This window comes from Marinococcus halophilus, from assembly GCF_002265875.1.
Taxonomy (GTDB): domain Bacteria; phylum Bacillota; class Bacilli; order Bacillales; family Marinococcaceae; genus Marinococcus; species Marinococcus halophilus.
Map to the genome: position 1 here is coordinate 1 of NZ_NPFA01000003.1, position 13,109 is coordinate 13,109.

A 13,109-nucleotide genomic window follows, 5' to 3' on the forward strand; every position below is an offset into this window, starting at 1 on the left:
TTTGATGCCTACAATCAAAAGTTTTCCACCCGCTGCCACCTGGGCTTCGCCCAGGCCCAACATCAATTGGAAGATATGTTTCAACGGCAGGGTTAACTTCAAGGCTGGAAAAGGACAGCCGTTTACACAAAATTATTGACGGTCCCTCCCCCTCCCCGCCTTTACAAAATCTTAATAATTCCTTTATTTACATTACAGGTGATTATCCTTTAAAACTATAGAGGGTATTGCAGTGTCCCGTGTTCGATAGACTTCAAGGGGAGGAATCATTGTTTTGGATATACAATCGCTTTTGTTTACATTTCTCGGTGGCTTAGGAATCTTTCTGTTTGGTATCAAGTTTATGGGGGATGGCCTGCAGAAGATTGCCGGTGACGGACTCCGGAACCTGTTGGATAAATTTACAAGCAACCCGTTTTTAGGTGTGCTCACAGGTGCGGTAGTTACGATTCTTATTCAGTCGAGTTCAAGCACCACTGTTTTAACTGTAGGGCTGGTCAGCGCAGGATTTATGACACTGCGGCAGGCCATAGGTGTCATTATGGGAGCAAACATCGGTACTACGGTGACGGCTTTTATTATCGGAATTGATTTGGAAGCTTACGCTCTTCCGATTCTATTTCTAGGAACAGTACTGATCTTTTTCTTTAAAAATAAAAAAACGAACAACATTGGCCAGACCTTGTTTGGCTTTGGTGCCTTGTTTTATGGCTTAACTTTGATGGGCGAAGGAGTAGCGCCCTTAGAGAATCTTCCGGCCTTTAACGACTTAACCATCAGTATGAGTGAAAATCCGTTGCTTGGTGTCCTTGTCGGCGTCCTCTTTACCGTCGGCCTGCAAAGTTCTTCAGCAACAATCGGCCTGCTTCAGGAGCTGTTCAGCCAGGGGGCCATTCCGCTAGAAGCTGCCCTGCCAATCCTGTTTGGTGACAATATCGGAACCACCATAACCGCAGTAATTGCGGCCATCGGAGCTTCGGTGGCGGCCAAGCGGGCAGCGATGGTGCACGTGATCTTCAACATGCTCGGGGCAGCAATTGTGCTGATACTGCTCGTTCCATACACTGCCTTTATCAGCTATCTTCAGGGCGCCCTGCAGCTGAATCCGCCCATGACAATCGCGTTTGCCCACGGTATATTTAACCTGGCCAACGTATTGATTCAGCTGCCTTTTGTCGGAATCCTGGCGTACATTGTCACTAAGCTGGTGCCAAGCCGCGAAGAGGAGATAGATTATCAAACAAAGCACCTTGACCCGCTCTTTATTCAACAGTCGCCATCCATCGCCCTCGACCAGGCGAAGCTGGAAACACTCCGTATGGCTGAGTATGCAGAAAAAGGGCTGAAGCAGAGCGAAACGTATGTAGGGACCCAAAATAAAAAGGCTGCGGAAAAAATCGTCCGCTACGAAGAAGCCGCCAATAACCTGGACAAAAACATTACTAATTATTTAACAGGTATTTCTTCAAGATCTCTTTCTTCTGAAAGCTCACGCCAGCATTCTGTTCTGATGGATACTACGCGCGACATTGAACGCGTGAGCGACCACGTGGAAAACTTAATGGAACTCGTTGATTACCAGGTATCGAACAAAGTGACACTTTCGCCGGAAGCCTACAAGGACTTAAATGAGATGTACGAATTAACCACAAGCACATTTTCCCGGTCCATTGAAGCACTCGAGAAGGACGACCGGGAAATCGCCGGGCGGGTACTGACTCAGGAAGAAGACATTGACCGAATGGAACGGCAACTGCGCAAAAAGCACATTATGCGTCTCAATGAAGGACAGTGCTCCGGCTCTGCGGGCATCGTTTTTGTTGATATGCTGAGCAATTTAGAGCGTATCGGCGACCATGCTGTAAACATTGCAGAAACCGTGCTTGATGATGATCGTGAAACCCAACAAAGCAGTTAAAAATCAGGCAGCGTCCCTAATTTCAGTTGGGGCGCTGCTTTCTTTTGTCCTGATAAACGAACGTGAGCACCACAAACTGTTTAGGGGGCCGTGGCCTTCCATTAATTTCTTCATTTTTATGTTCACGCCTCTTATGTTGCAGGTTTACTAACAATTATTTCCATTACCAATGAAAAAGAGACAGAACCCCCGTTGATACGGTACGATGACATCGACCAAAACACCATCGAGAAAGGATTCTGCCTCATGTCTACCGTATCACATTCCTCCTGCATCGCCAACGCCTTTGATCAATGGAACCTTCGGTTCTTTATGTCCGCCCCGGCTGCCCGGCATATGCAAAAGCTGCTGGAAGGCTGGACCCGGGAGCATCGCAACGGGAGCGCGAAGGCCCTTCAGGAAGCCGCCAATCATCACGCCCACCATTCGTCGGTGACCCGGTTTTTTCGCACATCCCGGGTGGACGACCATGCCCTGGAGCGCAAGCTCCAGCGCTCGGTGCTGCAGCACCTCCGGCGGCAGGCGTCCTCCGCCAACCCGGTGCTGATCGCCATCGATGATACCGTCGTTCCCAAATCGAAGCCTTCGTCCCAGGCGCACCACCCGATCGACGACGGTGGGTACCATTTTGATCATCAGACTGGGGCCACCGTTTACGGGCATCAATGGCTCACCATCATGGCAGGCACGAACGAGCGCCTGTATCCCTATCATATCGAGCGATATGACAAAGAACACGGGCCCAGTAAAATCGATCTGGCCCTTCAGCAGCTTCGCACCATCGACGTGGGCGATCGTCCCGTCTATGTCCTGGCCGACAGCTGGTACGCATCGGAAAAACTGATCCGTACCGTCCGGGACCGGGGCTGGCATTTTATCGGTGCCATCAAAAGCAATCGCGTGCTCGACACGGCCCCCATGCCGTTACCAGCCAAAGACTGGGCCCAGCGGGCCCGGCAGGTGGAAAAGCCGGACCTTGTGACCGTCCGGACCACCACCTATGAAATGGTTCGGTTTCAGGGCCGGTTGAAAAGTGGCCTCTCGGGCGTGGTCGTTGGTTCCCGGGCTTCTGCTTCCCACGAAGCGTACCGGTTTTTCTTTTCCACCGACCCCTCGATGACCGCGGCGGACGTCTTATCCTGGTATCAGCACCGGTGGGCGATTGAAACCTTTTTCCAGGAAGCCAAGGGCAAGCTGTCGATGGGCGGATACCGGTTGCGGAGCGCCCCGGCCATCCGACGCTATCTGCTTCTCCTTCAAACGGCCTGGCTCCTGCTTGCCTGGGCATTTACCGGCACCATCAGCGAAGCCTTTCATGCCAGTCATCTGGACCACCGGCGACGAGAGATCGCGGATATTTATCAGCGCGCCCGGGCGGGCGCGACCCTGGAAAGCGTGTATGACGCCTACCGCGTGGCCTGACCCACAAAATCATCAGGCGGATGATATTGGATATAATTTCCAATATTTACTTCTATGACCAACATTTGTTTTCAAACCTGCAACTTAAAAGTTCACGCTTATAATTTACCATTTTTAAACATATAAACCACATTTCATCTAAATACCTATTGTAAAAGAAATAAAAATCTAACATACTAATTTAAATGATAACTTTTAGAAAGAGGGGCTTGAAATGAAAAAGAAAAATAGTACAGATTGTCCAAAAGTACTGGCCGAGCTGGATGAAAAACAAGCACGTCTTGATAAGTATCGCAAAGAAATACGAGAAGGCAATAACAAAGAAGTTACAGATCTCGGGGATTTAAGCAGACCTCTCCATAACAAAAAAAGATAAACTGGCCTCTATATATCTTGATTTGCTGCATTTTGAAGTTTACAGGTATACGATTGAGCCGGTTTTCCACTCATAGCCTCCGCTTCTTCTGCATTAAAAAGAGCCTTCCCGCTTTTACTGGGCAGGGAATGCTCTTTTTGTTATTGTTAATTTTACATACAGGCGCTTTTTCTTTTTTATATATTTAGTTTTAAGCGTACTTTCCAGTTTTATCATCAGTACCCTCTTCTCTCTTTGAAAGGAGCGACTGAGCCTATGTGGAATTTTATCAAATTGTATTTTGGACTTGCTGTCGGCCTGGCAGTCTTTTTTGCACTGGTTTTACTAGCTGCCGGCGCCTACGGATAAGCCCCCTCTTAAACCGGAGGATGATATTCATCCACAATAAAAGGACTTTTAGACCTCCTGGAGAGATGTCTAAAAGTCCTTTATTTTTATAACACATGTACTTTCTGTTCTAACTTTAATCCTGCTTGTGCAATTCCATCTCAATATTAATTTTCACGTCTTCGCCAACGAGCACGCCGCCCGTTTCAAGTGTAGCGTTCCAGGTTAAGCCAAATTCTTTACGGTTGACAGTAGTTTGGCCGCTGAACCCGGCTACCATATTTCCGCTCATCGGATCTTTGCTTTGGCCCTCAAACGTGACGTCTAAGGTAACCTCTTTCGTCGTGCCTTTAATCGTAAGATCGCCTGTCACATCATATTCGCTTTCACCTGTTTTTTTAACTTCCTTGCCGACAAATGTCATTTTAGGATAGTTTTCAGCATCAAAGAAATCCGCAGACCGTAAATGGCCATCACGATTTTCATCACTGGTATTAATGCTTGCTACATCAATCACCACTTCAATTTCTGCATCTGTTAAGTCTTCCACATCCACTTTTAACGTTGCGTCAAATTGATCAAACGTGCCCTTCGCTCTTGAGATCATCATGTGCTTTACCGAAAAGCCAATTTCACTGTGCACGGGGTCGACTGTCCAGACTGTTTTCGCCATAAGTAACTCCTCCTAAAAATACATTTATATAAACTAATGAAACTACAGATAGTATAAAGGTATCAAGTCTTTAAATCTACTTTTTCGACTTTAAAATAACAAATATTCCGTTATTTCCAAATAATTGTTCTTATTTTCGAGGAAGTTTTTGTCTTCTACTATGATTTTACTTTACAATAATTGAGAAGGCAGTTACCTATTTGAACCCAGCTGCAGGACTCTTTTCTTCTGGCCTTTTCGAGTAATACCAGTATGTTAATGTTGAAAGGAGATTTTACGATGAAGTTTTCCGTACCAACACTTTTTCTTGGCTTAACTGTTTTTCTTTCCGGGTGCGGCGGCAGTGATGGAGGCAATGGATCCGAAAGCACCAGTGAAAATGCCGAGGCTCAAACCATGGATGTTACCGCTACTGACTTCGAGTTCGATCAGGAAGAATATACGGTTGACGCCGGTGAGCCTGTAAACGTCAGCTTAACGAGCCAGGAAGGCGGTCACGGCCTTGCCATCGACAACTTTGACATAGATATTCAAGGCGAAGGCGAAGCAACGTTCACGCCAGAAGAGCCGGGGAGATATAACATTTACTGTAGCGTGCCTTGCGGCGAAGGCCATGCGGACATGACCGCTACACTTATTGTCCAGTAAGCCCAGACAGTTTTATTTAGTTTCCTATTGGATAAAAAAGCCGCCGTTCCTGAATCCAGGGACGGCGGCTTCGATTAGTCGGTTTTTATTCTTTGATAGGAAGCGGCGCTTCGGGCGACACCAATCTTTCTTGGCGCAGCTCCTGCCAGAACCCAGCCGGAATATTAGCGTTTAATGCTTCAAGGTTGTCCTGAATCCGCTGTGGGCGGCTTGCTCCAGGTATTACAGCTGCCACTGCGGGATGGGCCGCTGAAAATTGCAGGGAGGCTGCAATTAAGCTGACATTGTGGCGCTCGGCAATAGTCTTCATTTGCTCGACACGGGAAGCAATTTCAGGCGGAATATCCGAATATTCGTACGTCGAGCCGCCAGCCAGAACACCTGAACCAAATGGCGCACCAACAATAATGCTGACATTCTGTTTTTCAGCCGCCGGCATTAAGCGCTGCAGGGCGTGCTCATGGTTAAGCAGCGTGTATCGTGTTGCCTGCAGACTGATATCCGGATTGGAATTTTCAAGGTCAAGGGCAAGTTCGATTGGTTCTGTGCGGTTTACTCCGATCCCCCAGGATTGGATGACTCCCTCTTCGCGAAGTTTAGTCAGTTCACGGAAGGCGCCTGTTCTTGCTTCCTCAAATTTGGCAAGCCATTCGTCTCCCTGAAAATCCGGGGAAATATCATGCACATATACAAAGTCGAGTCGATCCATCTGCAGACGCTCCAGGCTCTGCTCAATCGACCGGCGTGTACCTTCTGCAGTATAATCATCAATAACTTTGTTTTTGCGGCCATTGGCAAACAGCCCTTCTTTTTCTTCTGTTTCGTCTAAAATGTACCGGCCGACTTTTGTACTTAATACATAATCGTCGCGATTATGCTTAGCTAAGGCTTTTCCTGTACGCAGCTCCGCAAGCCCTGCTCCGTAAAAAGGCGCGGTGTCGAAGTAACGGATGCCGTGCTCCCAGGCTGCTTCAATTGTCTCTATAGCTTCCTCCTCCGGAATTTCGCGGTACATATTCCCAAGCGGCGCTGTTCCAAAGCCAAGTTTTCCTTCCTGCTTTAAGTTTATCATTATCGGTTTCCTCCTTTATAAAGGTTCTTAACAGTCGTATTTAACTTTACTGGCTGCCATACTTCATCTGAAGTGATCCAGCTTCCTGACAATGATCACTTTAAATTAGTTACCGTTCACGGGAAGGTTTAAACATAGGTGTCTCATTCAAAAACTTCAGGCTGGTTTCGTCTCGGCCCGTGTTAATGCTGCCTTCTCATTGCTCACTTGAATATCCAGCTTATAAACCGATATTATTATAAAAACTACATCAATTTGGAGGCTACGTATGAAAAACGGTTGCGACATTTGTATGCCCGGACAGCAGGGCTATACTTTTATTTTCGAAAACGGGCAGTCACCTGCCATTCTTAATCCTTATTTTGCTGAACACAAGAACCACCAGTGGCAGCAATTAGATGACCATATGGCATGGATGGAAGAAACTATTGCTTTTGATTTACTCGATTACCTGGAGGTGCATTACAATCCCAACGAGATTTTTGTCTACCGGGCCACAAAAGATGCTCCGCTGGAGAACACAGCAGCCAGGCAGCCCCTCCGTTCACTTCATGATCATAAAGAAGCAGCCTGGATCGACGACATTATCGATCAGGAGCAAATCCAGTCGCACTACCAGCCTATTGTCCAGCCCAAATCCGGAAGCTATACTATTGTCGGCCACGAACTCCTTTCCCGCGGAAAAGGAGCAGACGGAAGCACGATTGCCCCATTTTTTCTGCTTGAAGCAGCCCGTGTCCGCAACCGCCTGTTTGCGCTTGACCGTGTCTGCCGCATGGCTTCTGTTAAAAATGCAGCCACCATTAAAGATAAGCTGATTTTCATCAATTTTATTCCAACTGCTATTTATGTACCCGAGCACTGCTTATCAACCACGATCCGCCTGATAAATGAAAAGGGAATCGCGCCGGAAAATGTCGTTTTCGAGGTTGTAGAAAGCGATGAAGTCCAGGACATTGAGCATTTAAAAGCGATTCTTAACTATTACCGGAAGCATGGCTTTAAATACGCCCTCGATGATGTCGGCACCGGGGCCAATGATCTCAAAAAGCTTTCCTACCTTGAGCCGGATATTGTGAAACTGGCCAGAGAGTATTCTGACGGAGTAAGCAGGGATCACGAAAAGCAAAAAGTTGCGGCGGCATTACTCCAGGTCACTGCCCATACTGGTTCTCAGCCGCTTGCCGAGGGAATTGAACGTAAAGAAGACGCCGACTATTTAGCAGAAATGGGGTACGAATTGTTTCAGGGCTACTATTTCGCCAAACCGCAGGCCCAGCCGTTGGACGCCCTTCCACGCACCTTTAATACTAACCATTGATTTTAAAAGCATGTGTCCGGCACATGCTTGCAGGCAGTATGCCCTACTCCCTCTTCTTCTTTGTTTTAATTCTTTAGTCACAGGGAAAAGTTACGGATGCCACACTTATTATAAATAGACCCTCATATGGAAGGGGTGCTTTTCTCATGAAAAGACTTGAAGGTTACACATCTATAATAACTGGAGGCGCGGGGGGTATTGGTAAAGCTGCGGCTAAGAAATTCCTTCTAGAAGGCGCCAATGTCATGCTCGTGGATATGAATCAGGAATCGTTGGACAGCGTTAAAGCTGAACTCGATGAATATGGCCCTGTAGAAACGACAGTGGCCGATGTTACGAATGAAGATGACGTAAAAAATTATGTAGATCAAACAGTGAAACAGTTTGGAACAGTAGATGTCTTTTTTAACAACGCAGGCATCGAAGGCAAAGTGGCTCCTATTCCAGAGCAGAGCGCTGACGATTTCATGAAGGTAATGAACGTCAACGTATTAGGGAGCTTCCTCGGATTAAAATACGTGATGCCCGTCATGGCGAAGCAAAACAGTGGCAGCATCATAAACACTTCCTCTGTTGCAGGGTTGATGGGGTCCCCGGGCGTTAGTCCGTATACCACCTCCAAGCACGGTGTAGTGGGACTGACCAAAACAGCGGCTCTCGAAGTAGCCGACTCCAACGTTCGTGTTAACTCCATTCACCCATCGCCGGTAAACACCCGGATGATGCGTTCACTCGAGAAAGGATTTAACCCGGACGATGCGGAATCCGCCCGCACCGAGCAGGAGCAGGCGATACCAATGAACCGCTACGGAGAATCTGAGGATATCGCAAACCTTGCATTATTTCTTGCTTCTGATGAATCCAACTTTATTAGCGGTTCCCAGTATCGTATCGACGGCGGAATGGCAGCTAAGTAAAAATTCACTTGTACAGAAGGCCCCCGGCTTCAGCGCCGGGGGCCTTCTATCTTCCAGTCCGAATTATATATCTATAAATTGGTTACCCTTTTCTGTCACTACCGGATCTATATATTCCACCTTTTCATCTTTTTCATCTGTAACTTTTTCGGCTTCAAGCATTGCTTCTTGGATCAAATAATCAAAGTGGGCTTCTTCATTGGAGTCGTCCGGGGAAATCGTCCCTTCTTCCTTAGCAGCAATGCGGGCGATCAGCAGCAGCTCTTTTAATAAATCGTTATTCATACTTCTCCTCCTCCACTACTGACATGTGTTGCAGGTGAAAATTATAAGTTTTTAATTTTGGCGCTCTTTATGCGCAAGGTTTAACTGGTGCACCGTCCACACCAGCTCATTTTTTTGATCATTGACTTCATCCGGAAAAAAGGCTCCATACATATAGCCTTCGCTTTGTTTTTCTTTCCGCTTTATACATCCGTGAAGAGTGAAATGTTTATGGAGCGCGCGAAAGGAAAAGGTTAAAAGCACACGGTCAGTGACTGGCAGGTTCAAACGGGAGAAAAAACGCATGCCCCCTCCGGAAAGATCATAGATCGCCATACTCCCTTCCGCGCTGTTCACGGTAACGCTATCCATCTGATAAATAAAAAAGGTCCCATGCAGTGGTTGAATTTCAAAATAGTAGCGTAGATTTTTTCTTGAATCCGGCATATCCTTCTCCTTTATCTTCATACGGAATATGTGCTTTATCAATAGTATATAGACTCTATCTTTCGATTTCAAAAGCGTTTTTCCAGCTTCCTCTCTACATTTTTAATAAAGATTGACTTTGTGCTTGCTTCGGAATATGATTAGTATAGATTAAAAGGGGAGTAGCTTTCCTGCATCCGCATCGTCATGACGGGCTTTAGCGCCCCGGTGCTGATGGTAGTTATCAAACTATAAGCGAGACCTTTTCTTCTTCGTAACAGTTACGGGGAGGAAAAGGTTTTTTTACGCCTTTTCCTTCGGATCATTCAGGGAAAAGGCTATTATTATGCCTTTTCTTATAAGGGGAGAAAAGGAATGGATGCAAGTTTATTAATGGAATACAGTTGGGTGCTGGTCATTCTGGTTTTGCTTGAAGGCGTGCTGGCAGCAGATAACGCGATGGTATTGGCAGTAATGGTGAAGGACCTTCCTGAAAAACAGCGGAAAAAGGCCTTGTTTTACGGGTTGTTCGGCGCTTTTTTATTTCGCTTCGGATCACTTTTTATCATCAGCTTTTTGGCGGGTGTCTGGCAGGTGCAGGCGATCGGGGCCGCTTATCTTCTATACATTGCCATTAACCATATTATCAGGCATATGGTCCGCCACCACCAGCACCAAAGCGAGGTTGCTGTAACGAACAAAACTAAGTCGCCCGGCTTCTGGAAAACTGTTTTAAAGGTAGAGCTTGCGGATATTGCGTTTGCCGTCGATTCGATTCTTGCTGGTGTCGCTCTTGCTATTACCCTGCCTGCCTCCGGTCTCCCGTCTATTGGAGGCCTTGATGGTGGAATCTTCGCGGTTATTTTATTCGGTGGATTGATCGGGGTTGTTATTATGCGTTTTGCTGCCGGTAAGTTTGTTATCCTGCTGGAAAAACGCCCTGGCCTCGAAATTACTGCCTTTGTTATCGTTGGCTGGGTTGGGGTAAAGCTTGCCGTCTATGCTTTGAGTCATCCGGCACTGCACATCATTCCGGAAGCTTTCTCCCATTCGCCGCTTTGGAAGGCTTCCTTCTATATCATTCTCGTTGTGATCGCAGTTAGCGGCTGGTTTTTATCCAGTCCGAAAATAGAAGATGAAACAGCAAAAGAACGTTAAATAATTAAAATTCTATTCAGTATTATTGCAATTAGCTTTGCATATAAACCAGGCGCCTTTAAGCAGATAAAAGCTTGAGGGTGCTTTTTTTACAAATTCTTCAAGCCTAGCCTGGACGTTTATTTATATAGATTGAAGGTAAAAAGAGATGAGAATAAAATTTAATTTTACGGCTGACAATAATGATTATTCTTTTGGTGGCCTGTCCACCCAGGAATTTACTTACAGGCACTCAGAAAAAACAGAAGCATTTATATTAATCAGCAGCTTTCCAAAGATAATAAGAACGCTTTTGTTGGCCGGAATGTCCTGACTGGGCATCTGGAGCACGTATGAAAATTTGCTTGGAACGCTTGGCGAAGGCCTTGCTTTCACCCGTACAAAAAAGCAGGCTCAGCAGGCACGTATTGAAAAAATATCAAAAGCGGCGATCCAGATGTTTTTGAGGAAATGTTTAATGAACAAGCATAAAGGATATATGTTTATAGTTCATTCTTAATTGGTATATCAGGCGCGGCGGTAATGGTTGGATAATAAGCTAACCCATGAGCCAGCAGAAGAAAGCTTTTTCTTTGCTGACTCTTTTTTAATTCCCTGGACCGCTGCCGGTGAAGTTAGCATCGAAATCTGAACTTAAAGGAGTTCCCGGTAACCAGATGGGGCTTTGCCCAGCACAGTTAATTATTAACAGCCTTTTCTTACAGGCTAGCCTATTTAAAATCGAAAAGGAGTAGATATCATGGGTAACACTTCCAGCAAGAAGACACTTCCAATTATCGCGCTTTCAGCCGCAGCTATCGGAGGCGGGGTTTACTGGTATACGAAAAGCTCCGGAAGCACCAGCCAGAGCGGGAGCAGCGAAGGCATCAAGGATAAAGTAAATAAAGCGAACCAGGAAATTGATACGGACGAACTGAAAAGCCGTTTCCAGCGCACTGTGGAGCTTGCCAAGCAGGCGACGACCCAGCTGCAGGAGATTTATAATGATTACGGCAAAGACATCATCGAACAGATTCAGCAGGTGAAAAAAGATTCCGAAGGCGTGGTGTCCACGGCAAAAGAGGCCGGCGATGAGCTGAAGGACGTAGCCGATACCGCCAAAGAGGCAGAGCAGGAGCTCGAAGGAGTAAAAGATCAGGCAAAACAGGGTGCAGAGCAGGTATCTTCTTCTAATTCTTCCTCTGATGATTCCAATAACTCTGATTCTGAGAACAGTGCCAACCAAAACATCCAGGAATCTCCCGAGGAAAAAATAAAACGAAAAGACGATCAAGCGGACATTGAGCCGCAGGAAGAAGGAAAAAATCAGCGGGACCCAAACAGCAAAGGCAATAACTAAACTTTCTTTCCGCAGAGAAAGCAAAAGAGCTTCTAAAAATAGCTAAACCACCGGGCGCCCGGTGGTTTTCTATATTTACCGGTCATATATCGACCTTTTCTGCATGCTCGCCGTTGTCTACGTGCGTAACGCCGAATGGCTTTTTCCCATGCCCGTTATAAAAAACATCCAAATCATGAAATATACGGTGAATCGTTTCCGCCGTCTGTTCTTCTTCGATATCAGATTGTTCCTTCTGCTGAAAGCGCTCGCTCCAGGCAGCAGCGTTACGAAGATCCCTGGCTAAATCTGGATTACCCCTGCTGCCACTATGTATAGGCAGAATAAAACCGCCGGATATAATAGCATCCCGCGGTTTACATTTAAATATTCACCTGCATTGTATCTTAGGAAGAAATTCTCTTTAAGATGCTCCATTTATCCCGTTTAGAAACGTAAGCCCGCTCTTTGAAAACCTGATAATTATTTTTTCGTACCGACTCTAAAATTGCCTGATACATATAGGCAGCTCCCTTAACAGGATATCTGGCATCCTTTGGGTACTGATCAATTGATTCGAGTGCTTCTGCATAAAGCTCCTCTGCCCTAGCGGCGGTTTCTTCCCATGCCTGTACAAATGACGAATCCAGACGGTGCTGGTAAAGCTCCTTCTTAGTATATCCATGCTTTTCCAGTATTTCTACAGGGAAATAAACGCGCCCCCTATCCAGGTCTTCTCCAACATCCCGCAGAATATTTGTCAGCTGCATCGCCTTTCCAAGAGCAACGGCCCCCGGCTTCAGATGCTCAAACCGCTCCGGAGAAAGGATAGGCAGAAGCATCAGCCCCACAGTTCCTGCTACATAATAGGAATACCCTTCAACTTCTTCCAATGTGTAATAAAAAAATTTTTCCAAATCCATATACTGCCCCTGAATCATATCCAGAAAAGGCTGTACTTCCATATCGAACCGTTCGAACGTGTCCCTAAGTGCAATCCATTGCAGCGATGGTTGGTAAAAGGGATCACGCAGGAACTGGTGAAACATAGTTTCAAATTCTTTTAATTCCTGTTCCGGGTTTTCTCCTTCATCCACAATATCATCTACCGTGCGGCAAAAAGCGTAAACGGCCCATACACCCTGTCTTTTTTTAAGAGGCAGAATATCAAATGCCTTCGAAAAAGTTTTGCTGTGCATTGTGATGATACGATGGCATTCCTCGTATGCTTTTTCTAACGTTGGTTTCATACTTCTCATCCCCTCTCCC

13 protein-coding genes are annotated in these 13,109 nt (G+C 46.2%); 8 read left to right on the plus strand and 5 right to left on the minus strand.

Annotation, left to right across the window (positions count from 1 at the left end; translation table 11 throughout):
• Positions 1 to 274: 274 nt before the first annotated feature.
• The 3 genes from CHL76_RS03910 to CHL76_RS16950 all read left to right on the plus strand — a co-directional run bounded on the left by CHL76_RS03910 (position 275) and on the right by CHL76_RS16950 (position 3,716).
• Positions 275 to 1,918, plus strand: a complete 1,644-nt coding sequence (locus CHL76_RS03910; RefSeq protein ID WP_371862287.1) for a Na/Pi cotransporter family protein — start codon at positions 275 to 277, stop codon at positions 1,916 to 1,918.
• Positions 1,919 to 2,164: 246 nt separating this feature from the next.
• A complete protein-coding gene (locus tag CHL76_RS03915; RefSeq protein WP_094907911.1) occupies positions 2,165 to 3,340 on the plus strand; it encodes an IS701 family transposase in 1,176 nt (391 codons plus the stop codon).
• Positions 3,341 to 3,554: 214 nt separating this feature from the next.
• On the plus strand, positions 3,555 to 3,716 hold the full coding sequence (locus tag CHL76_RS16950; RefSeq protein ID WP_158219059.1) for a hypothetical protein: 162 nt from the start codon (positions 3,555 to 3,557) through the stop codon (positions 3,714 to 3,716).
• Between the two features lie 463 nt (positions 3,717 to 4,179).
• On the opposite strand, the gene CHL76_RS03920 is transcribed toward CHL76_RS16950, so the two are convergent.
• Complete coding sequence (locus CHL76_RS03920; RefSeq protein ID WP_079476746.1) at positions 4,180 to 4,716, minus strand: YceI family protein; 537 nt, start codon at positions 4,714 to 4,716, stop codon at positions 4,180 to 4,182.
• Between the two features lie 279 nt (positions 4,717 to 4,995).
• Between CHL76_RS03920 and CHL76_RS03925 the strand changes: the two genes are divergently transcribed.
• Positions 4,996 to 5,364 (plus strand): cupredoxin domain-containing protein, encoded by a 369-nt coding sequence (locus CHL76_RS03925; RefSeq protein ID WP_094907912.1) that lies wholly within the window; start codon positions 4,996 to 4,998, stop codon positions 5,362 to 5,364.
• Positions 5,365 to 5,449: 85 nt separating this feature from the next.
• On the opposite strand, the gene CHL76_RS03930 is transcribed toward CHL76_RS03925, so the two are convergent.
• Entirely contained in the window at positions 5,450 to 6,436 is a 987-nt protein-coding gene (locus CHL76_RS03930; RefSeq protein ID WP_079476748.1) for an aldo/keto reductase, read from the minus strand.
• Between the two features lie 268 nt (positions 6,437 to 6,704).
• Here CHL76_RS03930 and CHL76_RS03935 point away from each other — a divergent pair, with 268 nt between their 5' ends.
• Positions 6,705 to 7,757, plus strand: coding sequence for an EAL domain-containing protein (locus tag CHL76_RS03935; protein ID WP_094907913.1), 1,053 nt, complete (start codon positions 6,705 to 6,707; stop codon positions 7,755 to 7,757).
• Positions 7,758 to 7,903: 146 nt separating this feature from the next.
• Entirely contained in the window at positions 7,904 to 8,674 is a 771-nt protein-coding gene (locus tag CHL76_RS03940) for an SDR family NAD(P)-dependent oxidoreductase (RefSeq protein WP_079476750.1), read from the plus strand.
• Between the two features lie 63 nt (positions 8,675 to 8,737).
• Here the strand turns inward: CHL76_RS03940 and CHL76_RS03945 are convergent, their stop codons facing one another.
• The gene (locus CHL76_RS03945; RefSeq protein WP_094907914.1) at positions 8,738 to 8,959 is read right to left on the minus strand and encodes a hypothetical protein; all 222 of its coding nucleotides are present in this window, start codon (positions 8,957 to 8,959) and stop codon (positions 8,738 to 8,740) included.
• 51 nt (positions 8,960 to 9,010) lie between these two features.
• Positions 9,011 to 9,385: a PilZ domain-containing protein gene (locus CHL76_RS03950; protein ID WP_158219060.1), complete on the minus strand. Its 375-nt coding sequence runs from the start codon at positions 9,383 to 9,385 to the stop codon at positions 9,011 to 9,013.
• A 354-nt stretch (positions 9,386 to 9,739) separates the two neighbouring features.
• Here CHL76_RS03950 and CHL76_RS03955 point away from each other — a divergent pair, with 354 nt between their 5' ends.
• Together CHL76_RS03955 and CHL76_RS03960 are read left to right on the plus strand one after the other, a co-directional pair.
• Entirely contained in the window at positions 9,740 to 10,522 is a 783-nt protein-coding gene (locus tag CHL76_RS03955; RefSeq protein WP_094907916.1) for a TerC family protein, read from the plus strand.
• A 739-nt stretch (positions 10,523 to 11,261) separates the two neighbouring features.
• Positions 11,262 to 11,861 carry a hypothetical protein gene (locus CHL76_RS03960; protein ID WP_079476755.1) on the plus strand — a complete coding sequence of 200 codons (600 nt, stop codon included), beginning with the start codon at positions 11,262 to 11,264 and terminating at the stop codon, positions 11,859 to 11,861.
• 386 nt (positions 11,862 to 12,247) lie between these two features.
• Here the strand turns inward: CHL76_RS03960 and CHL76_RS03965 are convergent, their stop codons facing one another.
• Positions 12,248 to 13,090 (minus strand): phytoene/squalene synthase family protein, encoded by an 843-nt coding sequence (locus CHL76_RS03965; RefSeq protein WP_233133212.1) that lies wholly within the window; start codon positions 13,088 to 13,090, stop codon positions 12,248 to 12,250.
• Positions 13,091 to 13,109: the final 19 nt, after the last annotated feature.